We start from the raw sequence: 25,859 nt of genomic DNA on the forward strand, positions 1-25,859 counted from the left end.
GCGTTCGCCGCCTCCTGAAGCCACTCCCCATGAGCGCCAACTACCACAACCCCGTGCACAGCGTGTACGGGGCAGGGGCCCTGCTGTCCCTGCCGAAGCTGCTCGAAGGCCGGCGCGCCGCGCTGGTGACCTTTCCCGAGGCGCGCGCGCTGGGCCTGCTCGATCGGCTGGCGTCGGTGCTCGGCGACGCGCTGGCCTGCACGCTCGACCAGACGCGGCCCAACCCCGACGTGGCGGAACTGGCCGAGACCTACGAATGGTTCTGGCGCACGCATGCCGACGTGGAGGTGATCGTCGCGGTCGGCGGCGGCAGCGCCATCGACACCGCGAAGGCGCTGATGGTGGCCGACGACCACGGGCGCTTCGCGGACCTGGTGGCGGGCCTCGCGGGCGAGCGGCCCTTCGTGGCCACGCGCCACAAGACGCTCATCGCCGTGCCCACCACGGCCGGCACGGGCAGCGAGGTCACGCCCTGGGCCACCATCTGGGACCGCGAGCGCCAGAAGAAGTACTCGCTGCATTTGCCGCAGACCTGGCCGACCTATGCGGTCATCGACCCCGAGCTGATGCTGTCGCTGCCGGCGGCCGTCACGCTGCAGAGCGGGCTCGATGCGCTGTCGCACGCGCTCGAAGCGATCTGGAACGTCAACGCCAATCCGCTGTCCGACACCTTCGCCGTGGCGGCCGTGCAGGACACGCTGGAGGTGCTGCCGCAGCTCATGGCCCGGCTCGATGACGTCGACCTGCGCGGGCGCATGGCGCTCGCAGCACTGAAGGCAGGCATGGCGTTTTCCAACACCAAGACCGCGCTCGCGCATTCCATCTCGTACGAGATGACGCTGCGCTACGGCCTGCCGCACGGCATCGCCTGTTCGTTCCCGCTGCCGATGGTGCTGGCGCGCGCGATCGGTCGCCGGCCCGACCGCGACGCGGTGCTGGCGCAGGCGCTGCGCATGCCGCTGGCCGACGCGCCGGCGCAGCTCGCGGCCTTCATCGAATCGCTGGGCGTGAAGACGCGCTTCGCCGACTACGGCGTGGGCGAGGACGAGGCGCGCGAGATGCTGCGTCATGCGCAGGGCGGGGCGCGCGGGCGCAACTTCATCGGCAACGACGTGGAGGCGCAGGAAGCCTGAGCAGGTGCGAGCCGGAGGTCCGGCGATGTTTCAAAATGGATGCTCTTCTTCAAGAGACATCGAGAGACATCCATGAACCTTCGCAGACTCTGCACCGGCCTCGCACTGGCCACGACCGCCGGCCTTGCCATCGCCCAGGGCTTTCCCACCGCCAAGCCCATCCGCCTGATCGTCGGCTACCCGCCCGGCGGTGGCATCGACTTCGCGGCGCGCACGGTGCAGGTGCCGCTGCAGGAAGCGCTCAAGCAGCAGCTGGTGGTCGACTACAAGCCGGGTGCCAGCGGCATGATCGCGGCCACCGAGCTCACGCGCCAGCCGGCCGACGGCTACACGCTGCTGCTGGCCAACACCGGCCCCTTCGCCATCGCGCCGTACCTGCAGAGCAAGCCGCCGTACGACCCCATCAAGCAGTTCACCTACATCGGCCAGATCAGCCAAGGCAGCTACATCGCGGTGACGCGGCCTGACCATCCGGCGAAGAACCTCAAGGAGTTCGTGGCGTGGGCCAAGGGCCAGCCCGGCAAGGTCAACTTCGCCTCGGGCGGCAACGGCACCTCGACGCACCTGAATGGCGAGCTCATGAACCAGGTGACGGGCCTGGACATGACGCACGTGCCGTACAAGGGCAGTGCGCCGGCCGTGCAGGACCTGCTCGGCGGGCAGACGCAAATCCTCATCGACGCGGGCAGCGTGCTGCTGCCGCAGGTGAAGGGCGGCAAGCTCAAGGCGCTGGCCGTGACGGGGCCGGTGCGCGATCCGCAACTGCCCGACGTGCCGACGGTGAAGGAGCTGGGCCTCGCAGGCATGGAGGCGGTCGGCTTCCAGGGCCTGGTCGGTCCCGCCAACATGCCCAAGGAGGTGGTCGATCGTTTGTCGAGTGAACTCGCCAAGGCCTTGGCGACACCCGAGATCAAGGCCAAGTTCGCGACGGCCGGCGCCGAGGTGCATCCGCTCGGCCCGGCGGCCTTTGCGGCTTTCGTCAAGGCGGACAATGAGAAGTGGTCCAAGCTGATCCGCGAGCGCAAGCTGCAGCTGGACTGACCGATCCTTCTTCTTCTCTTCGACGCATGCCTTTCATCGACACCATGAACTTCCTCGCCGCCTCCAAGCCTTCGCGCCGCACCACGACCCGGCTGCTCGCCGCCGCGGCGCTGTGCGCGGCCAGCGGCGCGCATGCGCAGGCCGTGCCGCGCACGGTGCGGCTCATCGTGGCCTACCCGGCGGGCGGCGTGAGCGACGTGGTCGCGCGCGCGCTCGGCGACCGGCTCGCCGTGCAGCTGGGCACCACGGTGATCGTCGACAACCGCGCGGGCGCGAGCGGCGCCATCGGCATGGACGCGGTGGCCAAGGCCGCGCCCGACGGCGCGACGCTGGGCTTCTCGGCCATCAGCCCGCTGGTGCTGAGCCCGCACCTGGGCAAGCTGCCGTTCGACCCGCTGAAGGACATCGTGCCGGTGGCCAGCGTGATGTATTCGCCCGTGCTGCTGGTGGCCACGCCCGCCAGCAAGGCGAAGGACTTTCGTGCGCTGATCGCCGAGGCCAAGGTGCAGCCCGGCGCGGTGCGCTGGGCCACGTCGGGGCCGGCCTCGCTCGGCCACATCGTGCTCGAGCAGGTGCGCGCGACGGCCGGCGTGGACATCACGCACGTGCCGTACAAGGGCGGCGGCCAGCAGCTCAACGATGCGCTGAGCGGGCAGTTCGAAATCCTGTCGACCAACGCCAGCCCGACGCTGTCGGCGCACATCCAGTCGGGCAAGCTGCGCCCGCTGGCGGCCGGCGCGCCCGCGCGGCTCGAGAGCCTGCCGCAGGTGCCCACGCTGGCCGAGCTGGGCTACAGCGCGGCCAACATCCATTCGCTGTTCGGCGTGTTCGCGCCCGCGGGCACGCCGGCGGCGCTGGTTGCGAAGTACAACGCCGAGATCAACAAGGCGCTCGCCAGCCCCGAGCTGCGCGCCAAGCTCACGGCCACCGACAACGTGCCCGCCCCGGGCACGCCGGCCGCCTTCGCCAAGGAAATCGCCAGCGAGTTCGAGAGCAACGGCCGCATCGTGAAGGCCGCGGGCACCAAGGCCGATTGACCCCGGCGCTTGCAGGGTGGCGTTTCCCTACCTTATAGTAGGTAGATGCACGACGCTTCCACCCTGGCTCCCGGCGGCACCCGCGATCAGATCCTCGCGGTGGCGCGTGGGCTCATCGAAACCCGTTCCTACCTGGGCTTCAGCTTCCAGGACGTGGCCAACGCGGTGGGCGTGCGCAAGGCGAGCCTGTACCACCACTTTCCCACCAAGGAAGCGCTGGGCATCGCGGTGATCCAGGGCGCCACGCAGGGCTTCAAGGACTGGGTGGCGGCGCGCGCGCGAGAGCCCAAGGACGCGCTCGAATCCTATTTCCGCATGTACCGCAACACGCTGAAGGCGGGCTCGGGCCTGTGCCCCGCGGGCGCGCTGGCGCCGGGCTGGGACTGCATCAACGAAGACCTGCGCCAAGCCGTGCAGGCGCTGCGCAACACGCAGGTGATGTGGCTCACCGGCGTGCTCGGCGCGCTGGTGCCGGCGCAGGCGCAGAAAGACAACCCCGTGGCTTCGCTCGCGGCCTTCGTGTTCTCGTCGTGCCAGGGCGCGCTGCTCGCGTCCCGCATGACGGGCCGCGTCGAAGACTTCGACGACGCCATCGCCCAACTGCGGCGCGCACTGCTGCTGGACTGACCGATCCGTTTCACCACGGGCACGCCGGGCGTGCCTTTTTTTGAACCCCGAAGCCTACCGATTGGAAGGTAGTTTTCCCCAAGGAGTGTTCCCATGAAAGCCGTGATTTCCGCCTACGCCCGTTCCCCGTTTCACTTCGCCAAGAAGGGCGCGCTGGCCGAAGTGCGCCCCGACACGCTCGCCGCCGGCGTGGTGCAGGGCCTGCTGCAGCGCACCGACCTCGACCCGGCGCTGCTCGAAGACATCATCCTGGGCTGCGCCTACCCCGAGGCGTCGCAGGGCAACAACCTCGCGCGCATCGTCGGGTTGCTGGCCGGGCTGCCGCACGAAGTGGGCGGCATGACGGTGAACCGCTTCTGCGGCTCCTCGATGCAGGCCGTGCACATCGCCGCCGCGCAGATCGAGGCGGGCATGGGCGACGCTTTCCTGTGCGTGGGCGTGGAGTCGATGACGATGGTGCCGCAGGGCGGCTTCAACTTCTCGCCCAGCCCCGAGCTGCTGGCCAGCACCGATGCCTACATCTCAATGGGCGAGACGGCCGAGAACGTCGCGCAGCGCTGGAACGTGAGCCGCGCCGACCAGGAGGCGCTGGCCGTCGAATCGCACCGCAAGGCGACCGAAGCGCGCGCGCAGGGCCGGCTGGCCGGCGAGATCGTGCCGGTGCGCCTGGCCTCCGGCGAGGTGGTCGATGCCGACGGCTGCATCCGCCCCTCGACCTCGGCCGAGGCGCTGGCCAACCTCAAGCCCGCGTTCCGCCCCGATGGCGTGGTCACGGCGGGCACCTCGTCGCCGCTGACCGATGGTGCGGCTGTCGTGCTGGTCACCAGCGACGCCTTCGCTGCGAAGCACGGCCTGAAGCCGCTGGCGCGCATCCGCTCGTTCGCGACCGTGGGCGTCGACCCGGCCGTCATGGGCATCGGCCCGATTCCCGCCACGCGCAAGGCGCTCGCACGTGCGGGCCTGGGCGTGGCCGACCTCGACGTGGTCGAGATCAACGAGGCCTTCTCGTCGCAGGCGCTGGCCTGCATCCGCGACCTCGGGCTCGACCCGGCCACCGTCAACCTCGACGGCGGCGGCCTGGCCATCGGCCATCCGCTGGGCGCCACCGGCGCGCGCATCACGGGCAAGGCGGCTGCGCTGCTGGCGCGCGAGAACGGCCGCTACGCGCTGGCCACGCAATGCATCGGCGGCGGGCAGGGCATCGCCACCATCCTCGAGCGCGTCTGATCGTCCGAGAATGACGGGCAACGCAACAAGGAGACTTCCATGGACAAGCTGTATCTCGAAGACCTGAAGGTCGGCGACCGTTTCCAGAGTGGCGAACACCTGCTCGACGCGGCGCAGATCAAGGCCTTCGCGCAGCAGTTCGACCCGCAGCCCTTCCACACCGACGAAGAGGCCGCCAAGAACACCTTCTTCGGCGGGCTGGCCGCGAGCGGCTGGCACACGGCGGCGCTCACCATGAAGCTGCTGGTCGACAGCGGCATCCCGCTGGCCGACGGCATCATCGGCTCGGGCGGCGAGCTGCAGTGGCCCAAGCCGACGCGGCCCGGCGACGTGCTGCATGTGGTGAGCGAAGTGGTCGACATCACGCCCTCGCGCTCCAAGCCCGGTCGCGCGATGGTCTCGATGCGCTGCCAGACGCGCAACCAGCGCGGCGAGGTGCTGCAGTACTTCACGCCCAAGCTGGTGGTGCACAGCCGCACCGCGACGTCCTGACCCTTCGGCGGCTCAGACGACCCGCAGGCCCAGTTCCTCGACCAGCGCGGCGGCCTGCCGGTGGGAGATGGTCGCGCCCTTGAACGGCGCGGCGTTGGCCAGCCGCAGGCCGCCCAGGTCCACGTCGCGCAGGTCGGCGCCTTCGAAGCGCGCGAGCTTCAGGTGCGCGTTGCGCAGGCTGCCGCCTTCGAAGATGGCCTCGCGGAAATCGCAGCCCGAGAGGTCGGCCTCCGACAGGTCGAGCTGCGCGAGCGTCTGCTTGCGGAACGACAGGCCGCGCAGGTGCGCGTCGACCAGCAGCGAATCCTTGAACACGACGCCCAGCGCCGACACCTCACCGAAGTGCGCGCCCGTGAGCTTCACGCCCGTGAAGAGCGCCGAGGGCAGCTTGGCGCGCGCCCATTGCGTGTTGTTCAGGTCGCAGTCCTGGAAGCGCGCGTTCGTGAGGTCGGCCAGGCCGAAGTCGGCCTGGCGCGCGCGGCAGCCGACCCAGCGCGTGTCCGCCAGTTGCGCGCGGTCGAACGAGGTCTCGGCGAAGCTGCACAGCATGAACTGCGCGCCGCGCAGATCGAGGCGCGACAGGTCGGCCTCGTCGAAATGGCAGCGTTCGAAATGCGGCGGCGTGTCGCGACCCTGCAGGCAGGCTTGCAGGTCGGCGCGTGACCAGGTCTGGTCGGAAATCACTTCAGTCATTCGGGGCGGGAGTCGGTCAGCGCGCGCAGCTCTGCGGGGCTGAAGCCCGCCCGGCCGCGTGCTTCGAGGTTGAAAGGTGGCTTGTGGCGCGGCGCGTCGTAGTGCGCGACCAAGGCCGGGTAGTTGGCTTCGGCGTCGAGCCCTGCGCGCTCGCACAGCCAGCGGTACCAGTGGTTGCCGATGGCCACGTGGCCCACTTCATCGCGCAGGATGATGTCGAGGATTTCCACGGCACGCAGCGCATCGGGCGTGTTCACGCGCTTGAGCTTGGACTGGATCAGCGGCGTGGCGTCGAGCCCGCGCGCTTCGAGCGTGCGCGGCACCAGCGCCATGCGTGCGAGCACGTCGTCCTTCGTCTTCTCGCACATGTTCCACAGGCCATCGTGGCCCGGAAAGTCGCCGTAGCGCCAGCCCATTCCCTGCAGGTGCGTGTGCAGCAGCGTGAAGTGCTGCGCCTCCTCGTCGGCCACGCGCAGCCAGTCGCGGTAGTAGGCCTCGGGCATGCCGTCGTAGCGCCACACGGCGTCCAGCGCGAGGTTGATCGCGTTGAACTCGATGTGGCAGATCGAATGGATCAGCGCGGCGCGGCCTTCGGGCGTGAAGGGCGAGCGCTTTTGCACGGCGGTGGCGGCCACGCGCAGCGGGCGCTCGGGGCGGCCGGGCACACCGTCGTCGTCGCCGGGCGTGCGCAGGGGCTCGAGCGCTATGGAAATGGTAGCTGCCTGTGCAGCCGTGGCGCGCGTGGCGGCCACCTTGTCGTCGGGGTCTGTCAGGCGCAGCGCGGCCAGCGCGCTCAATCGGGGGTGCATCCCTACAATTCTAGTTTTGCCCCTCCGGAGACAACCACGATGGCGATTTACGAATTGGATGGCATTGCACCGCGCCTTGGCGAAGGCGCATGGGTCGCGGACAGCGCCCAGGTCATGGGCAATGTCGAACTGGCCGAGAACGCGAGCGTCTGGTTCGGCGCCGTGCTGCGCGGCGACACCGAGGTGCTGACCATCGGGCGCAACAGCAACATCCAGGACCTGTCGGTGCTGCACGCCGACATCGGCTGCCCGCTGACCATCGGCGACAACGTAACGGTGGGGCACCAGGTGATGCTGCACGGCTGCACCATCGGCGACAACTCGCTGATCGGCATCCAGGCGGTGGTCTTGAATAACGCCAAGATCGGCCGCAATTCGATCGTTGGCGCCGGCAGCGTCGTGACCGAGGGCAAGGAGTTTCCCGACAACTCCCTCATCATCGGCTCGCCCGCCAAAGTGGTGCGCACGCTCGACGATGCGGCCGCTGCCAAGCTGCGCCAGAGTGCGGAGCACTATGTAGAAAACGCCCATCGCTTCGCGAAGGGCCTGAAGAAAATTGGCTAACCCCCAGGCTTGCCCACTTCGTGTGGCCTCCTACCCCTTGCAGGGGGCAATACCTGCGGCCCGGCAAAGCCGGTTCCGCGGTATTCCACGTGAAGACAGCCTGATTGAGAGAAAGACGATGTTTTGAGCGAGCTGCACAAATTCCTGTTCGATGGCCTGCCGGTGCGCGGCATGATCGTGCGCCTGACGGATGCGTGGCAGGAGATCCTTGCGCGGCGCGCCTCCAACACCGCCACCGGCGCCTACCCGCCGCCCGTGGCCGAGCTGCTGGGCGAGATGACGGCCGCGGCCACGCTGATGCAGGCCAACATCAAGTTCAACGGCGCGCTGATCCTGCAGATCTTCGGCGACGGCCCCGTGAAGGTGGCCGTGGCCGAGGCCAAGCCCGACCTGAGCCTGCGCGCCACCGCCAAGGTGATGGGCGACCTGCCGGCCGACGCGCACCTGCCCGACATGGTCAACGTGAACAACAAGGGCCGCTGCGCGATCACGCTCGACCCGAAAGACAAGCTCCCGGGCACCACGCCGTACCAGGGCGTCGTGCCGCTGTTCGGCGACGATGGCCAGAAGCTGGGCAAGCTCAGCGACGTGCTGCAGCACTACATGCTGCAAAGCGAACAGCTCGACACCACGCTGGTGCTCGCCGCCGACGACAAGGTGGCGGCCGGCCTGCTGATCCAGCGCCTGCCCATCAAGGGCGAAGGCAACCTTGAAGGCACCTCGCAGCAGACGCACGACGAGGCGCACCAGGACCAGATCGGACGCAACGAGGAATACAACCGCATCTCGATCCTGGCGTCGAGCCTCACGCGCGACGAGCTGCTCACGCTCGACGTCGAGACCATCCTGCGCCGCCTGTTCTGGGAAGAGAAGCTGCTGCGCTTCGAACCGCAGGCCGGCCTGCTGGGCCCGCACTTCGCGTGCACCTGCGGCCGCGAGCGCGTGGCGCAGATGATCCGCGGGCTCGGCGTGGAAGAGGCCGAGGAAATCCTCGCCGAGCGCGGTGACATCGAGGTCGGCTGCGACTTCTGCGGCAAGCAGTACCGCTTCGACGCTGTCGACACCGCGCAGCTGTTCAAGCCGCTGGGCGACCAGCTGCCGGGCAGCCCGGTCGTCCAGTAGGCGCGACGCGGTTCAAGCGGGCTGCGGCGGCTGCCGCAGCACCTTGACCATCGCGGCCAGGCGCTCGTTGCCCAGGCCCGCGCGCATCGCGCGCTCGAACTGACCCATCAGGAAATCCGGAAAGCCCGCATCGAGCTGCGCCTCGCGCGCCTGCTTCACGAACAGCCGGCCCGATCCCGCGCAGGTGGCCATCGAGCTCTCGGGCTCGCCGTACTGGCTGGCGTAGATGGCTTCGCCCTCGGCCTGGATCATTTCGCCGAGCACCGGCGAGATCGCGCCGATCATCTGCGAGAACCCGTCAACCGGCAGCCCTTCGGCTTCGCAGATGCGCACGCCGTGAAAGAACCCGCTCATCGCACCGAACATGCACGACAGCGTGGCCAGGTCCCAGGCCGCCGCGTTGCCGATCGGCTCGCCCATGTGCTGGATGTTGCCGGCGATGGCGTCGAGGAGCGGCCGGCAGGCGGCGAGGGCGCGTGCCTCGCCGGAGATGAAGAGCGGCGTGTCGGGCCGGCCGATCTGCCCCGGCGTGGCGAGCAGGGCGCCGTCGAGGTAGGCCACGCCGCTCAGCGCGGCCCAGTCGTCGCGCGCGTCCTGCGATGTGCCGGTGCTCAGCTGCACCAGCACCTTGCCGCGCAGCGCGTCGTGAATGCCGGGCGAGGCGAGGATGGCGCGCGACGCCGGGTAGTCGGCCACGCAGACCAGCACCACGGGGCTGGCCTGCACGGCGGCCAGGGCCGTCGGTGCGAGCACCGTGCCCTGATTCAACAGAGGCTTTGCGCGCTCGGCGGTGCGGTTCCACACCGTCAGCGTGAACTTCGACGATTGAAGGGCGCGCGCGAGGGCGATGCCCATGGGGCCGAGGCCGATGAGGGAAACGTCGGTCATGTGAGGTCCTTGGTGAGAGATCGGATCAGGCGGCCGCCGGCGTCAGGCCCTGGCCCAGCCCGCCATCGACGGTGAGGCGCGCGCCGGTCGTGAAGGTCGCCTCGAAGGCGAAGAACAGCACCGCGCGCGCGACTTCGGCCGAGCTGCCGTGGCGCCGCATCGGCGTGATCTGGTCGCCCAGGCGCATGAACTCGGCGCGCTCTTCGGCGCTCGCGTCGGTCACGCCGAGCGTGGGCGTGTCGATGAAGCCGGGGCTCACCACGTTCACGCGGATGCCGCGCGTCACCAGTTCGGCTGCGAAGCCCGAGGCCATCGAGCGCAGCGCGGCCTTGGTGGCGCTGTAGACGCTCATGCCATGCATGCCGCCTTCGTCCGCGATGGACGAGGTGAAGACGATGGCGCTGCCCGCCGGCATCAGCGGCGCCAGGCGCTGCACGGTGAAGAACGGGCCTTTGGTGTTGACGGCGAAGGCGCGGTCGTAGCCGGCCTCGGTCACCTGCTCGAAGGGCTCGAGCGACGAGATGCCCGCGTTGATGTGCAGCAGGTCGATGCGGCCGAAGCGCTCGCGCACCGTGGCGGCCAGTGCATCGATGTCGGTCAGCGAGGCCGTGTCGGACGCCAGCACGTGGGCCCGCTCGCCGTACGGGCCGAGCACGCGACGCGCGGCCTCCAGGTTCTGCGGGTTGCGGCCGGTCACGAGCACGTCGGCGCCGCCGTCGAGCAGCGCCTGCGCGGTGGCCAGGCCCATGCCGAGGGTGCCGCCGGTGATGACGGCTTTCTTGCCTGCGTAAGGAGTGTGGGGTGTGGTGTTCATGGCCGTCGATGATCCGGATCGCACGGCTTTCGGTCGCGCACGTTCAGCCGTGGGGGAGCACAAACGGCCGACGGCATGCACGCCGCGCGCGGCCCACAATGTTTCGATGAGCGATACCGATCTGGACACCGATCTGCACGGGCACGGTGGTGCGGCGTCCGAGGTGGCGCTGTCGGCCGACAGCTTCGTCGCGCCGCCCGCCACCGACAGCCTGCGCGTCGACGTGCGCCAGACCTCCGGCGGCGTGGTCGGCTACGAGGCGCTGCCCGACCACCGCCTCAAGCTGCACGCGGGCGCGCCGGTGGCGGGCGCCTGCCAGTTCCACCGCTTTCTCTACACGCGCGGCGACCTCGACATCCTGCCGGCCGGCAGCACCGACATCTGGCATGAAGAGTCGCCGAGCACCTCGGTCGTGGTGCGCATGGCGCCCGCGCTGCTGGCGCGCACGGCCGACGAGATGGGCCTGCCGGCCGAGCGCGCGGTGCTCGGCGAGCGCCACCAGTTCCGCAACCCGCAGATCGAGCACATCGCGTGGGCGCTCGACGCCGAGCGCCGCGCGGGCTTTCCCAACGGCCGGCTCTACACCGACAGCCTCGGCACCGCGCTCGCGGTGCAGCTGATCGCGGCCGGCCCGCAGGTGGCGCCGTCACCCGCGCGGGGGCTGACGCGGTTGCAGCTGAAGCGCGTCACGGAGTTCATCGAGGCGCACCTGGACGGCGACCTGTCGCTGGCCGCGCTGGCCGAGGTCGCAGGCCTGAGCGCCTCGCACCTGAAGACGCAGTTCAAGCGCTCCACCGGCCAGGCGGTGCATGCCTACGTGGTGCATCGCCGCGTCGACCGCGCGCGCAGCCTGCTGCTGAACAGCGAGCTGCCCGCCAGCCTCGTGGCGCTCGAGAGCGGCTTCTCGCACCAGAGCCACATGGCGCGCTGCATGCGCCGCGTGCTGGGCCTCACGCCCGGCGAGGTGCGGCGCGCGGCCTGAGGCTGGTGGTCAGCGCGCTTCGTCGTCGAAGCCGCCGAATGCGATGTCGGGCGCGCTCGTGTTGTGCTTGGAGGGCAGGCTGCGGCCGAAGCGCACCTGCGTGGCGTTCAGCGTCTTCACCTCGGGCAGCGGCAGCGCCTGCTCCGCCGCCTGCGGCGAGGCCTGCCAGCGCACCTCGCTCATGTCGGCGTTGTCGGGCGTCACGTACATCGAGCGCAGCACCGCGAAGGGTTGCTTGGCACTCGATGTGGGTTGGGAGAGCGTCACGTCGAGTGCGGTGCGGGTGCGGCTGATCTCGGTCACGCGCGCCACGGCCTTGCCGCCGTCGGCGAAGCGCAGGTGGATGGCCAGCGGCTGGGGTACGACGCGGATCGACGCGATGTCCACCACCGGCCGCCCGGCCTGCACGACCGGGCCGAGCAGGAACGACGAACCGTACACGCCGTCGCCGAAGCGCGCCTCGGGCAGCGGCTTGAGGCGCCAGTAGCCGTCGGACGGGTAGAGCACGATGGCCTCGAGCGCCTTGCCGTTCTCCTTCTTGAACACCTGCAGCAGGTGAAAGCCGCGGTCGTGGCGCGCGCCGACCTGCACCGGCACGCGCGCCGGACGCCAGAAGGTCGGCAGCGTCATGCCGACGATGCGCCACTGCGCGTTGTCGAGCAGCACGACGGTGCGCTTCTTGAAACGGTGCGCCGGGTCGGTGGGGTGGGCGCCGCCGTCGAAGTTGCAGCCCGAGAAGTCGGGCGCGGTGACGTCGTTGCCGATGGTGCCGAGGTAGCTCGGCTGCAGCGCTTCGATGCGCAGGCGGCGGATGCCGTCGCCGCGTAGCACCATCGACACGTTGTCTTCCTCGGCGCAGGCCGTGGGGGTGGTGGCGTTCTCGACGGTGGCGGCAACGGGGGCTGCAGAAGCCGCGCTGGCGGTCAGCAGCAGGGCGAGGAAAGCGGCGGCGGGAGCGCGCAAGGCAAGGCGCGCAGCGGTCGAAATGGGCATCGGGTCTCCGGTGAAGGGGAGAGGGCGCGCGAACGCGCAGGAGCCGGAAGGCTCAGGGCGGGTCGCGGCGCGCCATCAGGTCGCTGAGGAGCTTATGTTCGCATTCCGGGTCGGAACACTTCTCGCAAGGCCATGTCCACGAGGCGGGCTTGGCATCGCGGCGGGTGCGCGTGCGGGCACGGCCCTCGTTGCCGGCGATGGTGTTGATCGCATTCCATGCGTTCGCCAGCCGTTCGCCGCCGCTGCCGTGCACCACGGCATACGAGAGCCCCGCGCGCGAGAGCGCGGCGCGCACCAGCGTGTCGGTCGGCTGGCGCGCATGCGGGCCGTCGCGCATGTCGTCGGCCACCCAGGGCAGGTCGAGCGCGGTGAGCAGCGTGATGGCGTAGCGCCGCTGCGCGGCCAGCGCGCTGTCGTACAGCGAGGTGTCGGCGAACAGCTGCTCGCTGTAGACCGCTGTCATGAGTGCCGTGGTGTCGGCCACCACCACGCCCGTGGCCGCAGCGGCGTCGATGCGGCGCATCTGTTCGTCAGCGATGGCCTGCTGCTCGTCGGGGCGGGGCGTGCGGCCCTCGCGTTTGCACCATTCGCGCAGGTATTCGCCCACCAGCGTGACAGGCGTGCCGCGGTCTTGCAGGCGCTGCGCGATGGCGCGCGAGAGTTCGGTCTTGCCGGTGCTCTCGGCACCCACGAGCGCGATGACGCAGCCGGTCGACAGGTTCGGTGTCATGCGGGCACCGCCTTCGTGGTGGCCTTTGGCAGGCGTCGTTGCCATGCCAGGAAGCCGGCCACGCTGAGCACGGCGAACACCGCGTACAGCGCCGTCGTGAGCCACAGGCCCTTGTGGATGAACAGGCCCACGCTGACCACGTTCACGGCCAGCCAGATGAGCCAGTTCTCGATGAACTTGCGTCCGAGCAGGAACTGCCCGACCAGGCTCAGGCCGGTGACGAAGCCGTCCCACCAGGGCACGTCGGTGTTGGTAAAGCGGCGCAGGAAGAGGGCGACCACGGGCCACGCAATGGCGCAGGCCAGGAGGGCGTACGCGGTCCCGCGCGGCGACAGCCGGCTGACCCGCAAGGCGCTGCCGTCGGCGCGAAAGCCGCGCAGCCATTGCGCCCAGCCCCACAGGGCGACGAAGGCAAAGAAGACTTGAAGGGAGGCGTCGCCGTAGATGCGCGCGTTGGCGAACACCACCACGTAGAGCAGCGAGCTGACGATGGCCAGCGGCCAGCCCCAGTGGATCTCGCGCATGTTGCAGCCGACCATCGCGAGCGCGAGCACGGCGGCGACGAGTTCGAGCCAAGTGACGGGAGAACCCCACAGCGCAAAGGCGGAGGCCGAGAGAAGCTCTGGCATCGAGAAGCAGCGAAGGAAAGGATCAGTGCGCGATCTGCACGAAGACTTCGTTCGGTTTGACCATGCCGAGTTCCGCGCGCGCGCGTTCCTCGACCATCTCGAGGCCGTCTTTCAGGTCATTGACTTCGGACGCGAGCCGCTCGTTGTTGAGGGCGGCCTTGGCGTTGGCGTCCTTCTGGTCGGCCAGCTGGGTCCTCAGCTGGGCGACCTCGCGCACGCTGCCGCGCCCGTTCCACAGCTGCCACTGCAGGATGACCAGCAGCAGCACCAGGATGAGAGGAGGGACGAAGCGCGCGCGCATGCAGGCTGCGAGGCGCTACTTGAGGTTGTAGAACGCGCCGCGGCCCGGGTAGACGGCGATGTCGCCGAGGTCTTCTTCGATGCGCAGCAGCTGGTTGTACTTGGCGATGCGGTCCGAACGCGACAGCGAGCCGGTCTTGATCTGGCCGGCGTTGGTACCCACGGCGATGTCGGCGATGGTGCTGTCTTCGGTTTCGCCCGAACGGTGCGAAATGACGGCCGTGTAGCCTGCGCGCTTGGCCATCTCGATGGCGGCGAAGGTTTCGGTCAGCGTGCCGATCTGGTTGATCTTGATCAGGATCGAGTTGGCGATGCCCTTGTCGATGCCTTCCTGCAGGATCTTGGTGTTGGTGACGAACAGGTCGTCGCCCACCAGCTGCACGCGCTTGCCCAGGCGTTCGGTCAGGTGCTTCCAGCCGTCCCAGTCGCCTTCGTGCATGCCGTCTTCGATGCTGATGATCGGGTACTTGTCGACCCAGGTCGCGAGCATGTCGGTCCAGCTTTCGGCCGTGAGCGACAGGTTTTCGCCCGACAGCACGTACTTGCCGTCCTTGTAGAACTCGCTGGCCGCGCAATCCAGGCCCAGGGCGATCTGTTCGCCGGCGGTGTAGCCGGCCTTGTCGATGGCTTCCAGGATCAGCTGGATGGCTGCTTCGTGGCTCTCGACGCTGGGGGCGAAGCCGCCTTCGTCGCCCACGGCCGTGCTGATGCCGCGGTCGCCCAGGATCTTCTTCAGGGCGTGGAACACTTCGGCGCCGTAGCGCACGGCCTCGCGGAAGCTCTTGGCGCCCACGGGGATGATCATGAACTCTTGCAGGTCCAGGCTGTTGTTGGCGTGCGCGCCGCCGTTGATGACGTTCATCATCGGCACCGGCAGCTGCATGCCGCCCATGCCGCCGAAGTAGCGGTACAGGGGCAGGCCCGACTCTTCGGCCGCGGCGCGGGCCACGGCCATCGACACGGCGAGGGTGGCGTTGGCGCCCAGGCGAGCCTTGTTGTCGGTGCCGTCCAGGTCGATCATCGTGCGATCGAGGAAGGCCTGTTCGCTGGCGTCCAGGCCCAGCACGGCTTCCGAGATCTCGGTGTTGATGTTCTCGACGGCCTTCAGCACGCCCTTGCCGAGGTAGCGGCTCTTGTCGCCGTCGCGCAGCTCGATGGCCTCGCGCGAACCGGTCGAAGCGCCCGAGGGCACGGCCGCACGGCCCATGGTGCCCGACTCGAGCAGCACGTCGCACTCGACGGTGGGGTTGCCTCGGCTGTCGAGAATTTCGCGGCCGACGATGTCAACGATTGCACTCATCTCTATCTCTTTCTCTGGGTCTCTTGGTGGAGTGGACTGGCAAAAAACGGAATCAAAGGCCTTCGACCGCGATCATGTTCATGATGGCGGCGCCGGCACGCGCTTCACGCGCCTTCAGGTATTCGGGCGTCTCGTAGAAGGCCTTGGCCTTCTCGAAGCTGGGGAATTTGAGCACGACGACGCGGGTGGGCTTCCAGTCGCCTTCGAGCGGCTGCACCTGGCCGCCGCGCACGCAGACTTCGGCGCCGTGCGCCTGCATCGCGACGCTCGACCACTTCTTGTATTCCTCGTACTGCGTCGGGTTGGTGACTTCGACGTGGGCAATGACGTAACCGCTGCTCATGCTTGAAAACTGTCCTCGAGGAATGCGTTTTTCTTGGTGACCCGGTCGAGCGCGACGAGCGTTTCGAGCAGGGCCTTCATGTGCTTGAGCGGCACGGCGTTGGGGCCGTCGCTCAGGGCTTTGTTCGGGTCGGGGTGGGTCTCCATGAAGAGACCGGCCACGCCCACGGCCACGGCCGCGCGCGAGAGCACCGGCACCATTTCGCGCTGGCCGCCCGAGCTGGTGCCCTGGCCGCCGGGCAGCTGCACCGAGTGGGTGGCGTCGAACACCACGGGCGCCTTCGTCTCGCGCATGATCGCGAGCGAGCGCATGTCCGAGACGAGGTTGTTGTAGCCGAAGCTGGCGCCGCGCTCGCAGGCCATGAAGCTGTCTTCGTCCAGGCCGGCTTCCCTGGCGGCAGCGCGGGCCTTGTCGATCACGTTCTTCATGTCGTGCGGTGCGAGGAACTGGCCCTTCTTGATGTTCACCGGCTTGCCCGACTGCGCCGCGGCGTGGATGAAGTCGGTCTGGCGGCACAGGAAGGCAGGCGTCTGCAGCACGTCGACCACCTTGGCGGCCTCGGTGATGTCTTCATGGGTGTGCACGTCGGTCAGCACGGGCAGGCCGAGTTCGCGCTTCACCTTGGCCAGGATCTCCAGGCCCTTGTCGCGGCCCGGGCCGCGAAAGCTCGTGCCCGAGGAGCGGTTGGCCTTGTCGAAGCTGCTCTTGAAGATGAACGGGATGCCCAGCGACGCCGTGATTTCCTTCAGCGTGCCGGCCGTGTCCATCTGCAACTGTTCGGATTCGACCACGCACGGGCCGGCGATCAGGAAGAAAGGCTGGTCCAGCCCGATGTCGAATCCGCAAAGCTTCATGCCACTGCCTTGAGCGTCTTGTTGGTGCTGCCCGCGCCCTTGTCCTTGTGGTCGAGCGCCGCCTTGATGAAGGCGTTGAACAACGGATGGCCGCCCCACGGCGTTGACTTGAACTCAGGGTGGAACTGCACGCCCATGAACCACGGGTGCACGTTCTGCGGCAGCTCGACGATCTCGGTCAGGTGCTCGCGCTGCGTGAGCGCCGAGATCACGAGGCCGGCGTTGCGCAGCTCGTCCAGGTAGTTGACGTTGGCTTCGTAGCGGTGGCGATGGCGCTCGGTGACCACGTCGCCGTAGATGCTGTGCGCCAGCGTGCCCGGCGAGACGTCGGAGCTTTGCGCGCCCAGGCGCATGGTGCCGCCGAGGTCGGACTTCTCGTCGCGCGTCTTCACGGTGCCGTCGCGGTCCTTCCACTCGGTGATCAGCGCGATCACGGGGGTGGGCGTTTCCGGGTCGAACTCGGTGCTGTTGGCGTTCTTGAGGCCGGCCACGTGGCGGGCGTACTCGATGGTGGCGACCTGCATGCCCAGGCAGATGCCCAGGTAGGGCACCTTCGATTCGCGGGCGAAGCGGGCAGCCGAGATCTTGCCTTCCACGCCGCGCTGGCCGAAGCCGCCGGGCACCAGGATGGCGTCGTATTTCGCCAGGCGCGACACGTCTTGTGCCGTGATGGTCTCGGAATCGATGTAGTCGATCTTCACGCGCGCATGGTTCTTCATGCCGGCGTGGCGCAGCGCCTCGTTGAGCGACTTGTAGCTGTCCGACAGGTCGACGTACTTGCCGACCATGGCGATCGACACTTCCTGTTGCGGATGCTCGACCTCGTACACCAGTTCGTCCCAGCGCGTGAGCTTGGCCGGCGGGGTGTTGATGCGCAGCTTGTCGCAGATCAGGCCATCGAGGCCCTGCTCGTGCAGCATGCGGGGCACCTTGTAGATGGTGTCCACGTCCCACATGGAGATCACGCCCCACTCGGGCACGTTCGAGAACAGCGAGATCTTGGCGCGCTCGTCGTCGGGAATCGGGCGGTCGGCGCGGCACAGCAGGGCGTCGGCCTGGATGCCGATGGCGCGCAATTCCTTGGCGGTGTGCTGCGTGGGCTTGGTCTTGAGCTCGCCGGCAGCGGCGATCCAGGGCACATAGCTCAGGTGCACGAAGGCCGAGTTGTTCGGGCCCATGCGCAGGCTCATCTGGCGCACGGCTTCCAGGAAGGGCAGCGACTCGATGTCGCCGACGGTGCCGCCGATTTCGACGATGGCCACGTCCACTTCATGCGCCGTGCCGATGCCGGCGCCGCGCTTGATGTATTCCTGGATCTCGTTGGTGATGTGCGGAATGACCTGGACGGTCTTGCCGAGGTAGTCGCCGCGGCGTTCCTTCTCGAGCACGGTCTTGTAGATCTGACCGGTCGTGAAGTTGTTGGCCTTGCGCATCCGCGTGTTGATGAAGCGCTCGTAGTGGCCGAGGTCGAGGTCGGTCTCGGCGCCGTCATCGGTGACGAACACTTCGCCATGCTGGAACGGTGACATCGTGCCGGGGTCGACATTGATGTACGGATCGAGCTTGATGAGGGTGACTTGGAGGCCGCGCGATTCGAGGATCGCGGCGAGCGAGGCGGAGGCGATTCCCTTGCCAAGGGAAGATACGACACCACCGGTGACGAAGACAAATTTGGTCATGCCAGTTCCGGACGCGTGAATCCGGGCAGTGGGAAATTGCGATTATAGGTGTCCCCTTTGTGCCTCCACGGCCGAAGGCCATCCGGTTCCTGATCTTGTCGGTATGTGAGCAACAATATGTCCCATGCAAGATCTCGCCGGCAAACACATCGTCCTCGGACTCACAGGGGGCATCGCCTGCTACAAATCGGCCGAGCTGTGCCGCCTGCTCGTGAAGGCGGGCGCCACCGTCCAGGTCGTGATGACCGAGGCGGCCGAGCAGTTCATGACGCCGGTCACCATGCAGGCGCTCTCGGGGCGCACCGTCTACACCTCGCAGTGGGACGCGCGTGAGCCCAACAACATGCCGCACATCAACTTGAGCCGCGAGGCCGATGCGATCGTGCTGGCGCCCTGCAGCGCCGATTTCATCGCGCGGCTGGTGCAGGGCCGCTCCGACGAGCTGCTGAGCCTGCTGTGCCTGGCGCGTCCGACCGACCGCGTGCCGCTGTTGATCGCCCCCGCCATGAACCGCGAGATGTGGGCCCATCCGGCCACCCAGCGCAACCTGATGCAGGTGTCGGCCGACGGCGCGACCGTGCTGGGCGTGGGCAGCGGATGGCAGGCCTGCGGCGAAACCGGCGACGGGCGCATGCTCGAACCGGCGCAGCTGCTCGAGGACATCACGGCCTTCTTCCAGCCCAAGCTGCTGGCAGGGCAGAAGGTGCTGGTCACGGCCGGCCCGACCTTCGAGGCGCTGGACCCGATCCGCGGCATCACCAACCATTCGTCCGGCAAGATGGGTTTCGCCATCGCCCGCGCGGCGCGCGAGGCCGGTGCCGAGGTCACGCTGGTGGCCGGCCCGGTGCACTTGCCGACCCCGCGCGGCGTGAGCCGCATCGACGTGCTGTCGGCGCAGGAGATGCTCGAAGCCACCACCCGCGCTGCGCAGGCAGCTAGCATTTTTGTAGCAACGGCCGCTGTGGCCGACTGGCGCCCGGCGACGCACAGCGACCAGAAGATCAAGAAGGACGGCAGCGGCCAGACGCCGGTGCTGCACTTCGTCGAGAACCCCGACATCCTGCTCACGGTGGCAAAAAGCGAGCGCGCGCAGGCCAGGAAGCTGTTCTGCGTGGGCTTCGCCGCCGAGAGCGAGAACCTCGCCGAGCACGCCAAGGCCAAGCGCGAGCGCAAGGGCATTCCGCTGCTGGTGGGCAACATCGGCCCGCTGACCTTTGGGCAGGACGACAACGCACTGCTGCTGGTGGACGCGAAGGGCGTGCGCGAGTTGCCCCGCGCGCCCAAGCTCCGGCTGGCGCGCGAGCTGATGACGGAAATTGCCGCGCGACTTCCTGATTGGAGGGCCTGATGAACACCGAATCCAACACACCGCCCAACGGCGACTTCGCCCGCTACGTGGAGCAGCTGTCGGCGCGCGCGGGCCAGACCGCCCGCGTCCCCGGCAAGGAGTCCGAGCACGGGCTGGACGTTGGCATGACGCCATCACCCGGTGCGCAGGGGACCACCGTCGCGCGGCGTGAATCGCCGGCTGGCGAGGCCGCGAAGGCTGACGGCAGCAAGGCCATCCCCCCGGGCACGCTCAAGGTGCTGGCCGGCATGGGGGCGATGGTGTTCCTGGTGCTGTGGGCCATCGGCGTGCCGCTCTCCGTGCTCGTCCTGGGCGCCGCCGCGGCGGCCTGGTTCGGCAAGCGTTTTCTCAAGGGGCTCAATCTGAGGCCCGGGGTCGCCAAATGGCAGCAGGTGCTCGAAGAGGCCGCCCGCAAGCAAAAAGAACAGCAACAGAAGTAACCAAGGCAGCAAGTCAGTGAAAGTAGACGTCCGAATCCTCGATCCGCGCATGGTGGATCAATTGCCCGCGTATGCCACCCCCGGAAGCGCCGGCCTCGACCTGCGGGCCTGCCTGGATGCCCCGGTCACGCTCGAACCCAATGCCTGGCAACTGGTGGGCACCGGCATCGCGATCCACCTGGCCGATCCGGCCTATGCCGCGCTGATCCTGCCGCGCTCGGGCCTGGGCCACAAGCACGGCATCGTGCTGGGCAACCTCGTCGGCCTGATCGACAGCGACTACCAGGGCGAGCTGAAGGTCAGCGCCTGGAACCGCAGCAACACGCCCTTCGTGCTGCAGCCGATGGAGCGGCTTGCGCAGCTGGTGATCGTGCCGGTGGTGCAGGCGCAGTTCCGCGTGGTCGCCGAGTTCGAGGCCTCGCAACGCGGCGAGGGCGGCTACGGTTCGACCGGCAAGCACTGAGCCTTTGCCCCGGCAAAGCTGAAGGGCACCTGAGTATCCAAGGCGTAAAGAACGGAACCGCCGGCGCGTGGTTCGTCTCGAAGGTTTCAGCGTGTGTCTTTCGTCATCGCGGCTTCGGCTGAAACGTTAGACACAGGCAGGCATGCAGCCCGTCCGGGCGCGTGCTGTTTTCTTCGAGGAGCCTCTTTCATGAACATCTCAATGCGCTTCATTTCCGTCACGGCGTCCGTGCTCGCACTGGCCACGCTCACGGCCTGTGTCGCGCCGGCCCCGGTCTACCAGACCTCGCGCTACCCCTACCAGGCCCCGCCGCGGGCGATCCAATACCAGGAAGCGGCCTACGTCGAGTACGGCCACGTCGCCAACATCGAGGTGCTGCGCAGCGAAACCGCGGGCGTGGGCACCACGGGTGGCGGTGCCATCGCGGGCGGCCTCATCGGCGGCGTGGTGGGCAATCAGTTCGGACGCGGCAACGGCCGTGCCGCAGCCACTGCGCTCGGCCTCGTGGGCGGCGCCTTGCTGGGCAACACCATCGAGGCCCAGCAGAACGGCCCGCGCGCCTACGAGAGCTACCGCGTCTCGGTGCAGACCGACCGCGGCGGCTACCGTGCCTTCGACGTGCAAAACCCGGGCGACCTGCGCATCGGCGACCGCGTGCGCATCGACAACGGGCACATCTCGCGCATGTAAGCGGTCGGCCGCGCGCGCAAAGCAAAAAGCCGGGCACTGCCCGGCTTTTTGCTTTGGTGGGATGGCTGGGTCTCAGTGCAGCATCTGGTTGCCCGGTGCCATCGGCGGCACCTTGAAGAAGGCGGTGCCCGCCGTGCCGCGGCCGACTTCTTCTTCGGTGGCTTCGCGCACCGAACGCACCGTGATGTCCAGTCGGATCGCGATGCCCGCCAGCGGGTGGTTGCCGTCGAGCACGAGGTGGTCGGGGTAGATCTCGGCCACGGTGTAGATCGCGTCCTTGGGGATGCCGTCGCTGACGCCCTTGGGCAGGGCGGAGCCGTCGAAGGTCATGCCTTCCTCGGTGCCTTCAGGGAACAACGCGCGCGGCTCCAGGAAGAGCAGCTGGTCGTTGAAGTCGCCGAAGCCCTGTTCGGGCTCGATCTGCAGTTGCACGCGCGCGCCGGGCTCATGGCCCTGCAGGGCGGCCTCGATCACGTCGAAGAGGTCGTCGCCGCCCACCATGAATTCCACCGGCTCGTCGAGCACGTCCAGCACATCGCCGAGCGTGTCTTTCATGGTCCAGGTCAGGCCGACCACGCATTGTTCAGAGATTTCCATTGCAGAATTCTCCCATGGAGATCAATCAACCGCTGCCCTTGCTTGGCGGCCTGAGTCCCGCGCAGTTCATGCGCCGGTACTGGCAAAAGAAACCCCTGCTGATCCGGCAGGCCGTTCCCTCGATGGTGCCGCCGATCGACCGACCCGCGCTCTTCGCGCTGGCGGAGCGCGAGGGGGTCGAGTCGCGCCTCATCCGGCATGGGAAGGCCGGCTGGTCGCTCAAGCACGGCCCGTTGCCCCGCCGCGCGCTGCCGCCGCTGAAGCAGCCGGGCTGGACGATGCTGGTGCAGGGCGTCGACCTGCACCACGACGGCGTGCACGACCTGCTGCGGCAGTTCCGTTTCCTGCCCGATGCGCGCCTGGACGACCTGATGATCAGCTACGCGAGCGACACCGGCGGCGTCGGCCCGCATTTCGACAGCTACGACGTGTTCCTGCTGCAGGCGCAGGGGCGGCGCCGCTGGTCCATCGGCAAGCAGTCCGACCTGCGGCTGCAGCCCGACGTGCCGCTCAAGGTGCTCGAGCACTTCGAGCCCGAGCAGACCTTCGTGCTCGAGCCCGGCGACATGCTGTACCTGCCGCCCAAGTACGCCCACGACGGCGTGGCGGTGGGCGACGACTGCATGACGTACTCCATCGGGCTGCGCTCGTCCGCCGTGGGCGAACTGGGCGCCGACCTGCTGGCGCGTGTGGCACAGGCCTATGCCGAAGACCTGGAAGACGCGGGCCCGTCCGAGCTCGCGCGTTACCGCGATCCGTCGCAACCTGCCGTCGAGGCCCCGGCCGCGATGCCGGCTGCGCTGCAGGACTTCGCGCGCAAGGCCGTCGAGGCCGCGCTGCGCGACCCCGACGCCATCGACCGCGCGCTGGGCGAATCGCTCACCGAGCCGAAGGCCAACGTCTGGTTCGGCGAGGGCAATGAAGTGCCCGAGGTGCTGGGCGCGGTCGCGCTCGACCGCCGCACGCGCATGCTCTACGACGCGCGGCACGTCTACATCAACGGCGAGAGCTTCCGCGCCGGCGGGGCCGACGCCACGCTGATGCGGCGGCTGGCCGACCAGCGTGCGCTCGGTGCGCGCGAGCTGGCCCGCGCCAGCGAGGGCGCGCGGGCGCTGCTGGGCGAGTGGTGCGAGGCGGGCTGGCTGCATGCCGAATGAAGGCGCCGTACCGGCCCTGAACGAGGGCCGTTTCGACGGCCGGGAGGTCTTCGCCGACCTCGTCCGCGGGGCGTTGTCCGCCGCCGCGCACCAGGGCTGGAACGAGATCGTCTTCAGCGACCCCGACTTCGCCGACTGGCCGCTGGGCGAGCGCGCCAGCATCGAGGCGCTGCAGGCCTGGTCGGCCAGCGGGCGCCGCCTGTTGCTGCTGGCAGGGCGCTTCGACCTGATCGAGCGCGGTCATGCGCGCTTCGTGACGTGGCGCCGCACCTGGGACCACATCGTCGAATGCCGCGCGGCAGGTGGCCGTTCAGGCGCGGCCGAGGAGGTGCCCAGCGCCCTGTGGACGCCCACCTGGTGCCTGCACCGCATCGACCCCGAGCGTAGCCGCGGTGTCTGCAGCAACGAGCCGCGTGCGCGGCGCGACCTGCGCGAAAGCCTCGACGAGCGCTGGCGCCAGGGCCGGCCGGCCTTTCCCGCCTCCACGCTCGGCTTGTAAGCCAATGCCGCAAATACACCCCCGCGACATATCCGGGCGGGGTTGGCGGTCTAGAATTTTTTGGTTCCAGACCTTCATTGCCAAAGGAGTCCTCATGAAGAAGTCGTCGTCCGTCCTGATTGCCTCGCTGATCGCCGCTGCCGCCCTGGTGGCCTGCGGAAAGAAAGAGGACGCCGCGCCTGCGGTCGTGACCCCGCCGCCCGCTCCCGTGACCGAACCCGCTGCACCACCGGCCGCCGCGCCTGCATCGGCACCGTCGGCCGCCGCTTCGTCGGCCCTGGACGCCGCCAACGCCGCGACCGAAGCCGCCAAGAAGGGCGAGGCACCGAAGCAGTAATTTCGCTGCAGGTCCGCACCATGCAAAAAGCCGCCCTCGGGCGGCTTTTTCATTGGGGGAGGGCGATGTCCCGCCTGTTCAGACGTCGAGCCAGGGCGAGCCCTCGGCGGCGGTCGCCGTGAGCATCTCGGCTTCATCGCCGCCCAGCGCTTCGGCCATCAGGCGCCGCACGATCTCGGGCCGGTTGTTCTGCTCGCTCAGGTGCGCCGCGACCACGTGGCGCAGGCCGTCGTGCCGCACGGCGCGGGCGATTTCCGCCGCCGCGGTGTTCGACAGGTGGCCGTAGTTGCCGCCCACGCGCTGCTTCAGGAACGACGGGTAGGCCGAGCCGGCGAGCAGGTCGCTGTCGTGGTTGAACTCGAGCAGCAGCGCGTGCGCGCCGCGCAGTCGGGCCAGCACGTGGCTGGTGGCGTGGCCCAGGTCGGTCAGCACGCCCAGCGTGCGGTTGCCGTCGGTGCAGCGCAGCTGCAGCGGCTCGCGGGCGTCGTGGGGCACGGTGAAGGGCTGCAGGCAGAGGTCACCGACGGTGAACTCGGCATCGTCGCGCGCCAGGTGCAGGCGGCCTTCGTAGTCGCGCCCGCCGGTGGCAAGCCACGTGCCTTCGCTCATCCAGACCGGGATGCGGTCGCGCAGCGACAGGGCATGGGCGCAACCGATGTGGTCGCCATGCTCGTGCGTGATGAAGACGGCGTCGAGGTCCGCTGCGGCCAGGCCCGCCTGGGCCAGGCGCCGGTCGAGCTGGCGGATGCCGAAGCCGCAGTCGACGAGGAGGCGGGTGGTGCGGCCGGCGCTGGTCGTTGCTTCGACCAGCGCGGCGTTGCCCGTGCTGCCGCTGCCGAGGCTTCGGAAGCGGAGCATGGGGCTTACTTCAGGTCGTCGGCGATGACCTTGACGATGCGCTGCGCGTTGGCCGAGGTTTCGGGTGCGCCGGCGTCGTTCAGGACCGAGACCGTGGTGGCTTCGCCCTGGCTCTTGACCGAGATGCGGAACTTGATCGGCGCTTCGTCCTTCTTGGAGCTGAACAGCTTGCCGAAGAAGCCATCGTCCTTCTTGTCGGGGTTCGGGGTCACGTAGCGCACGTAGTAGGTGCCGGCGCTGCGGTCGCGGTCTTCGACGGTGAAGCCGGTGCGGTCCAGGGCCAGGCCGACGCGGCGCCATGCGCGGTCGAAGCCTTCGCTGATCTGCACGACCGGCTGGTTGCCGACGGTGGCCACGGTGGCGGTCTTGGGCGCTGCGGTGGTCGCGGCGAGGATCTTCGACTGCTCTTGCGACACACCGAGCTTGACCATCAGGCGGCGCAGGAATTCGGTCTCGAGCTCAGGATCGCTCGGGCGGGGCTGCCACACGGTCTGGTCCTGGCGGGAGTTGTTGTAGACCTCCTGCATGCCGCGGTGGCTGACGAAGATCTCGGTGCCGTTGGTGCTGCGCTCCAGGCGGGTGCGGAAGCGATCGAGTTCGCCGGTCGAGTAGACCGAATCGACCAGCTTGCCCAGCGTGCCGCGGATGATGTCCTGCGGCAGCTTGGCGCGGTTCTCGGCCCAGTCGGTTTCCATGATGCCCAGGTTGCGCTGGTCGGTGGTCAGCAGGAAGCCGTTTTCCTGCCAGAAGTCTTTCACCGGTTCCCAGAGCTGGTCGGGCGTGCGGTTGATGACGATCCAGCGCTGCGTGCCCGAGCGTTCCATGCGCACGTCGCCGATGTTGGCCACGGCGGTGGGGATGCCCGGTGCGTTCGCGATGCCGGCCTGGTAGGCGTTGGCGGTGACGGCGCCGCCCGGCACTGCGTAGCGGTTGTCGCGCGAGAGCTGGGACAGGTCGGGTGGGACTTCGAGCGTCGGGGCCTTGCCTGCGCTCTTGTAGTCGATCTTGTCGCTCTCGAGGACGGAGCAGGCGGCGAGGCTGGCAACGAGGGCCAGCAGTGCAAGTCGCGAAATGTTCTTCAACGTCGTCTTCCTTGGTGGAATGGTTCGGTCAATCGATGGGCCCCAGCGCCCCGCCCTCTCTGAGCACCGTTGCGGCAAAAGGTTGCTTGACCTTGCTGCGAACAGGGGGAAAGGGCGGACGGGAGGCGGTG

General features: G+C 68.6%; 31 protein-coding genes. 16 read left to right on the forward strand and 15 right to left on the reverse strand.

Annotated features, from left to right (window positions below; genetic code table 11):
* Nucleotides 1-29 precede the first annotated feature (29 nt).
* From psrA to ACAM42_RS12795, 6 genes are all read left to right on the forward strand, one after another.
* Nucleotides 30-1,133: an iron-containing alcohol dehydrogenase PsrA gene (gene psrA / locus ACAM42_RS12770; RefSeq protein WP_062482228.1), complete on the forward strand. Its 1,104-nt coding sequence runs from the start codon at nucleotides 30-32 to the stop codon at nucleotides 1,131-1,133.
* Nucleotides 1,134-1,205: 72 nt separating this feature from the next.
* Nucleotides 1,206-2,174, forward strand: coding sequence for a Bug family tripartite tricarboxylate transporter substrate binding protein (locus ACAM42_RS12775; RefSeq protein ID WP_369632215.1), 969 nt, complete (start codon nucleotides 1,206-1,208; stop codon nucleotides 2,172-2,174).
* A gap of 44 nt (nucleotides 2,175-2,218) precedes the next feature.
* Complete coding sequence (locus ACAM42_RS12780; RefSeq protein ID WP_369632216.1) at nucleotides 2,219-3,211, forward strand: Bug family tripartite tricarboxylate transporter substrate binding protein; 993 nt, start codon at nucleotides 2,219-2,221, stop codon at nucleotides 3,209-3,211.
* 45 nt (nucleotides 3,212-3,256) lie between these two features.
* Entirely contained in the window at nucleotides 3,257-3,838 is a 582-nt protein-coding gene (locus ACAM42_RS12785; protein ID WP_369632217.1) for a TetR/AcrR family transcriptional regulator, read from the forward strand.
* Between the two features lie 93 nt (nucleotides 3,839-3,931).
* Entirely contained in the window at nucleotides 3,932-5,065 is a 1,134-nt protein-coding gene (locus tag ACAM42_RS12790) for an acetyl-CoA C-acyltransferase (protein WP_369632218.1), read from the forward strand.
* Between the two features lie 39 nt (nucleotides 5,066-5,104).
* Entirely contained in the window at nucleotides 5,105-5,557 is a 453-nt protein-coding gene (locus tag ACAM42_RS12795; RefSeq protein WP_062474638.1) for a MaoC family dehydratase, read from the forward strand.
* A 12-nt stretch (nucleotides 5,558-5,569) separates the two neighbouring features.
* Here the strand turns inward: ACAM42_RS12795 and ACAM42_RS12800 are convergent, their stop codons facing one another.
* On the reverse strand, nucleotides 5,570-6,250 hold the full coding sequence (locus ACAM42_RS12800; protein WP_369632219.1) for a pentapeptide repeat-containing protein: 681 nt from the start codon (nucleotides 6,248-6,250) through the stop codon (nucleotides 5,570-5,572).
* Nucleotides 6,247-7,059, reverse strand: coding sequence for a ferritin-like domain-containing protein (locus ACAM42_RS12805; RefSeq protein WP_369632220.1), 813 nt, complete (start codon nucleotides 7,057-7,059; stop codon nucleotides 6,247-6,249). The genes ACAM42_RS12800 and ACAM42_RS12805 overlap by 4 nt, the downstream gene beginning before the upstream one ends.
* 39 nt (nucleotides 7,060-7,098) lie before the next feature.
* On the opposite strand from ACAM42_RS12805, the gene ACAM42_RS12810 reads away from it, so the two are divergent.
* Together ACAM42_RS12810 and ACAM42_RS12815 are read left to right on the forward strand one after the other, a co-directional pair.
* Nucleotides 7,099-7,623 carry a gamma carbonic anhydrase family protein gene (locus tag ACAM42_RS12810; RefSeq protein WP_159272463.1) on the forward strand — a complete coding sequence of 175 codons (525 nt, stop codon included), beginning with the start codon at nucleotides 7,099-7,101 and terminating at the stop codon, nucleotides 7,621-7,623.
* Between the two features lie 123 nt (nucleotides 7,624-7,746).
* A complete protein-coding gene (locus tag ACAM42_RS12815) occupies nucleotides 7,747-8,745 on the forward strand; it encodes an Hsp33 family molecular chaperone HslO (RefSeq protein ID WP_369632221.1) in 999 nt (332 codons plus the stop codon).
* Between the two features lie 12 nt (nucleotides 8,746-8,757).
* Here the strand turns inward: ACAM42_RS12815 and ACAM42_RS12820 are convergent, their stop codons facing one another.
* Both ACAM42_RS12820 and ACAM42_RS12825 read right to left on the reverse strand, forming a co-directional pair.
* On the reverse strand, nucleotides 8,758-9,633 hold the full coding sequence (locus ACAM42_RS12820) for an NAD(P)-dependent oxidoreductase (protein ID WP_369632222.1): 876 nt from the start codon (nucleotides 9,631-9,633) through the stop codon (nucleotides 8,758-8,760).
* A 25-nt stretch (nucleotides 9,634-9,658) separates the two neighbouring features.
* Nucleotides 9,659-10,447, reverse strand: a complete 789-nt coding sequence (locus tag ACAM42_RS12825) for an SDR family oxidoreductase (RefSeq protein ID WP_369632223.1) — start codon at nucleotides 10,445-10,447, stop codon at nucleotides 9,659-9,661.
* Between the two features lie 106 nt (nucleotides 10,448-10,553).
* On the opposite strand from ACAM42_RS12825, the gene ACAM42_RS12830 reads away from it, so the two are divergent.
* Nucleotides 10,554-11,429 carry a helix-turn-helix domain-containing protein gene (locus ACAM42_RS12830; RefSeq protein ID WP_369632224.1) on the forward strand — a complete coding sequence of 292 codons (876 nt, stop codon included), beginning with the start codon at nucleotides 10,554-10,556 and terminating at the stop codon, nucleotides 11,427-11,429.
* Nucleotides 11,430-11,438: 9 nt separating this feature from the next.
* Here ACAM42_RS12830 and ACAM42_RS12835 read toward each other — a convergent pair whose 3' ends face one another.
* From ACAM42_RS12835 to ACAM42_RS12870, 8 genes are read right to left on the reverse strand one after another with little or no spacing between them, the layout of a single operon-like run.
* A complete protein-coding gene (locus tag ACAM42_RS12835) occupies nucleotides 11,439-12,422 on the reverse strand; it encodes a hypothetical protein (protein ID WP_369632225.1) in 984 nt (327 codons plus the stop codon).
* Between the two features lie 52 nt (nucleotides 12,423-12,474).
* The gene (locus ACAM42_RS12840; RefSeq protein WP_369632226.1) at nucleotides 12,475-13,152 is read right to left on the reverse strand and encodes an AAA family ATPase; all 678 of its coding nucleotides are present in this window, start codon (nucleotides 13,150-13,152) and stop codon (nucleotides 12,475-12,477) included.
* Nucleotides 13,149-13,781: a nicotinamide riboside transporter PnuC gene (gene pnuC, locus ACAM42_RS12845; protein ID WP_139705619.1), complete on the reverse strand. Its 633-nt coding sequence runs from the start codon at nucleotides 13,779-13,781 to the stop codon at nucleotides 13,149-13,151. Before pnuC ends, ACAM42_RS12840 begins: the two co-directional genes overlap by 4 nt.
* A 22-nt stretch (nucleotides 13,782-13,803) precedes the next feature.
* Nucleotides 13,804-14,082 carry a cell division protein FtsB gene (gene ftsB, locus ACAM42_RS12850; protein WP_070059525.1) on the reverse strand — a complete coding sequence of 93 codons (279 nt, stop codon included), beginning with the start codon at nucleotides 14,080-14,082 and terminating at the stop codon, nucleotides 13,804-13,806.
* 15 nt (nucleotides 14,083-14,097) lie between these two features.
* Nucleotides 14,098-15,381, reverse strand: a complete 1,284-nt coding sequence (gene eno / locus ACAM42_RS12855) for a phosphopyruvate hydratase (RefSeq protein ID WP_062474653.1) — start codon at nucleotides 15,379-15,381, stop codon at nucleotides 14,098-14,100.
* Nucleotides 15,382-15,433: 52 nt separating this feature from the next.
* On the reverse strand, nucleotides 15,434-15,724 hold the full coding sequence (locus ACAM42_RS12860) for a DUF1330 domain-containing protein (protein WP_062474654.1): 291 nt from the start codon (nucleotides 15,722-15,724) through the stop codon (nucleotides 15,434-15,436).
* Nucleotides 15,721-16,578, reverse strand: coding sequence for a 3-deoxy-8-phosphooctulonate synthase (gene kdsA / locus ACAM42_RS12865; protein WP_369632227.1), 858 nt, complete (start codon nucleotides 16,576-16,578; stop codon nucleotides 15,721-15,723). The genes ACAM42_RS12860 and kdsA overlap by 4 nt, the downstream gene beginning before the upstream one ends.
* The gene (locus ACAM42_RS12870) at nucleotides 16,575-18,257 is read right to left on the reverse strand and encodes a CTP synthase (RefSeq protein ID WP_062474658.1); all 1,683 of its coding nucleotides are present in this window, start codon (nucleotides 18,255-18,257) and stop codon (nucleotides 16,575-16,577) included. Before ACAM42_RS12870 ends, kdsA begins: the two co-directional genes overlap by 4 nt.
* Nucleotides 18,258-18,381: 124 nt before the next feature.
* On the opposite strand from ACAM42_RS12870, the gene coaBC reads away from it, so the two are divergent.
* The 4 genes from coaBC (at nucleotide 18,382) to ACAM42_RS12890 (ending at nucleotide 21,198) form a co-directional block, all read left to right on the forward strand.
* The gene (gene coaBC / locus ACAM42_RS12875; protein ID WP_095947300.1) at nucleotides 18,382-19,605 is read left to right on the forward strand and encodes a bifunctional phosphopantothenoylcysteine decarboxylase/phosphopantothenate--cysteine ligase CoaBC; all 1,224 of its coding nucleotides are present in this window, start codon (nucleotides 18,382-18,384) and stop codon (nucleotides 19,603-19,605) included.
* The gene (locus ACAM42_RS12880; RefSeq protein ID WP_369632228.1) at nucleotides 19,605-20,045 is read left to right on the forward strand and encodes a hypothetical protein; all 441 of its coding nucleotides are present in this window, start codon (nucleotides 19,605-19,607) and stop codon (nucleotides 20,043-20,045) included. Before coaBC ends, ACAM42_RS12880 begins: the two co-directional genes overlap by 1 nt.
* Nucleotides 20,046-20,061: 16 nt before the next feature.
* On the forward strand, nucleotides 20,062-20,508 hold the full coding sequence (gene dut / locus ACAM42_RS12885; RefSeq protein WP_062474662.1) for a dUTP diphosphatase: 447 nt from the start codon (nucleotides 20,062-20,064) through the stop codon (nucleotides 20,506-20,508).
* A gap of 189 nt (nucleotides 20,509-20,697) precedes the next feature.
* Nucleotides 20,698-21,198 carry a glycine zipper 2TM domain-containing protein gene (locus ACAM42_RS12890; RefSeq protein WP_062474665.1) on the forward strand — a complete coding sequence of 167 codons (501 nt, stop codon included), beginning with the start codon at nucleotides 20,698-20,700 and terminating at the stop codon, nucleotides 21,196-21,198.
* A gap of 72 nt (nucleotides 21,199-21,270) precedes the next feature.
* Here ACAM42_RS12890 and ACAM42_RS12895 read toward each other — a convergent pair whose 3' ends face one another.
* Complete coding sequence (locus ACAM42_RS12895; RefSeq protein WP_369632229.1) at nucleotides 21,271-21,795, reverse strand: peptidylprolyl isomerase; 525 nt, start codon at nucleotides 21,793-21,795, stop codon at nucleotides 21,271-21,273.
* Between the two features lie 14 nt (nucleotides 21,796-21,809).
* Between ACAM42_RS12895 and ACAM42_RS12900 the strand changes: the two genes are divergently transcribed.
* From ACAM42_RS12900 to ACAM42_RS12910, 3 genes are all read left to right on the forward strand, one after another.
* Nucleotides 21,810-22,952 carry a cupin domain-containing protein gene (locus ACAM42_RS12900; protein WP_369632230.1) on the forward strand — a complete coding sequence of 381 codons (1,143 nt, stop codon included), beginning with the start codon at nucleotides 21,810-21,812 and terminating at the stop codon, nucleotides 22,950-22,952.
* Nucleotides 22,942-23,451: a hypothetical protein gene (locus ACAM42_RS12905; RefSeq protein ID WP_369632231.1), complete on the forward strand. Its 510-nt coding sequence runs from the start codon at nucleotides 22,942-22,944 to the stop codon at nucleotides 23,449-23,451. The genes ACAM42_RS12900 and ACAM42_RS12905 overlap by 11 nt, the downstream gene beginning before the upstream one ends.
* A 94-nt stretch (nucleotides 23,452-23,545) precedes the next feature.
* Nucleotides 23,546-23,788 (forward strand): hypothetical protein, encoded by a 243-nt coding sequence (locus ACAM42_RS12910; RefSeq protein WP_369632232.1) that lies wholly within the window; start codon nucleotides 23,546-23,548, stop codon nucleotides 23,786-23,788.
* Nucleotides 23,789-23,866: 78 nt separating this feature from the next.
* Here the strand turns inward: ACAM42_RS12910 and ACAM42_RS12915 are convergent, their stop codons facing one another.
* Both ACAM42_RS12915 and bamC read right to left on the reverse strand, forming a co-directional pair.
* Nucleotides 23,867-24,646 (reverse strand): MBL fold metallo-hydrolase, encoded by a 780-nt coding sequence (locus ACAM42_RS12915; RefSeq protein ID WP_369632233.1) that lies wholly within the window; start codon nucleotides 24,644-24,646, stop codon nucleotides 23,867-23,869.
* Nucleotides 24,647-24,651: 5 nt separating this feature from the next.
* Nucleotides 24,652-25,728: an outer membrane protein assembly factor BamC gene (bamC, locus tag ACAM42_RS12920; protein ID WP_062474681.1), complete on the reverse strand. Its 1,077-nt coding sequence runs from the start codon at nucleotides 25,726-25,728 to the stop codon at nucleotides 24,652-24,654.
* Nucleotides 25,729-25,859 lie beyond the last annotated feature (131 nt).

It is taken from the genome of Variovorax sp. V35 (genome assembly GCF_041154465.1).
Taxonomy (GTDB): domain Bacteria; phylum Pseudomonadota; class Gammaproteobacteria; order Burkholderiales; family Burkholderiaceae_C; genus Variovorax; species Variovorax boronicumulans.

Coding starts and splice junctions, on each gene's coding strand:
- ACAM42_RS12805 (WP_369632220.1), bottom strand. CDS start 7,059: ATGCACCCCCGATTGAGCGCGCTGGCCGCGCTGCGCCTGACAGACCCC.
- ACAM42_RS12820 (WP_369632222.1), bottom strand. CDS start 9,633: ATGACCGACGTTTCCCTCATCGGCCTCGGCCCCATGGGCATCGCCCTC.
- ACAM42_RS12890 (WP_062474665.1), top strand. CDS start 20,698: ATGAACATCTCAATGCGCTTCATTTCCGTCACGGCGTCCGTGCTCGCA.
- ACAM42_RS12915 (WP_369632233.1), bottom strand. CDS start 24,646: ATGCTCCGCTTCCGAAGCCTCGGCAGCGGCAGCACGGGCAACGCCGCG.
- ACAM42_RS12835 (WP_369632225.1), bottom strand. CDS start 12,422: ATGCCCATTTCGACCGCTGCGCGCCTTGCCTTGCGCGCTCCCGCCGCC.
- ACAM42_RS12830 (WP_369632224.1), top strand. CDS start 10,554: ATGAGCGATACCGATCTGGACACCGATCTGCACGGGCACGGTGGTGCG.
- ACAM42_RS12795 (WP_062474638.1), top strand. CDS start 5,105: ATGGACAAGCTGTATCTCGAAGACCTGAAGGTCGGCGACCGTTTCCAG.
- ACAM42_RS12910 (WP_369632232.1), top strand. CDS start 23,546: ATGAAGAAGTCGTCGTCCGTCCTGATTGCCTCGCTGATCGCCGCTGCC.
- ACAM42_RS12880 (WP_369632228.1), top strand. CDS start 19,605: ATGAACACCGAATCCAACACACCGCCCAACGGCGACTTCGCCCGCTAC.
- ACAM42_RS12800 (WP_369632219.1), bottom strand. CDS start 6,250: ATGACTGAAGTGATTTCCGACCAGACCTGGTCACGCGCCGACCTGCAA.
- ACAM42_RS12790 (WP_369632218.1), top strand. CDS start 3,932: ATGAAAGCCGTGATTTCCGCCTACGCCCGTTCCCCGTTTCACTTCGCC.
- ACAM42_RS12900 (WP_369632230.1), top strand. CDS start 21,810: ATGGAGATCAATCAACCGCTGCCCTTGCTTGGCGGCCTGAGTCCCGCG.
- psrA (WP_062482228.1), top strand. CDS start 30: ATGAGCGCCAACTACCACAACCCCGTGCACAGCGTGTACGGGGCAGGG.
- ACAM42_RS12895 (WP_369632229.1), bottom strand. CDS start 21,795: ATGGAAATCTCTGAACAATGCGTGGTCGGCCTGACCTGGACCATGAAA.
- ACAM42_RS12860 (WP_062474654.1), bottom strand. CDS start 15,724: ATGAGCAGCGGTTACGTCATTGCCCACGTCGAAGTCACCAACCCGACG.
- ACAM42_RS12775 (WP_369632215.1), top strand. CDS start 1,206: ATGAACCTTCGCAGACTCTGCACCGGCCTCGCACTGGCCACGACCGCC.
- ftsB (WP_070059525.1), bottom strand. CDS start 14,082: ATGCGCGCGCGCTTCGTCCCTCCTCTCATCCTGGTGCTGCTGCTGGTC.
- ACAM42_RS12870 (WP_062474658.1), bottom strand. CDS start 18,257: ATGACCAAATTTGTCTTCGTCACCGGTGGTGTCGTATCTTCCCTTGGC.
- ACAM42_RS12825 (WP_369632223.1), bottom strand. CDS start 10,447: ATGAACACCACACCCCACACTCCTTACGCAGGCAAGAAAGCCGTCATC.
- kdsA (WP_369632227.1), bottom strand. CDS start 16,578: ATGAAGCTTTGCGGATTCGACATCGGGCTGGACCAGCCTTTCTTCCTG.
- ACAM42_RS12840 (WP_369632226.1), bottom strand. CDS start 13,152: ATGACACCGAACCTGTCGACCGGCTGCGTCATCGCGCTCGTGGGTGCC.
- ACAM42_RS12810 (WP_159272463.1), top strand. CDS start 7,099: ATGGCGATTTACGAATTGGATGGCATTGCACCGCGCCTTGGCGAAGGC.
- ACAM42_RS12780 (WP_369632216.1), top strand. CDS start 2,219: ATGAACTTCCTCGCCGCCTCCAAGCCTTCGCGCCGCACCACGACCCGG.
- ACAM42_RS12905 (WP_369632231.1), top strand. CDS start 22,942: ATGCCGAATGAAGGCGCCGTACCGGCCCTGAACGAGGGCCGTTTCGAC.
- ACAM42_RS12785 (WP_369632217.1), top strand. CDS start 3,257: ATGCACGACGCTTCCACCCTGGCTCCCGGCGGCACCCGCGATCAGATC.
- coaBC (WP_095947300.1), top strand. CDS start 18,382: ATGCAAGATCTCGCCGGCAAACACATCGTCCTCGGACTCACAGGGGGC.
- pnuC (WP_139705619.1), bottom strand. CDS start 13,781: ATGCCAGAGCTTCTCTCGGCCTCCGCCTTTGCGCTGTGGGGTTCTCCC.
- eno (WP_062474653.1), bottom strand. CDS start 15,381: ATGAGTGCAATCGTTGACATCGTCGGCCGCGAAATTCTCGACAGCCGA.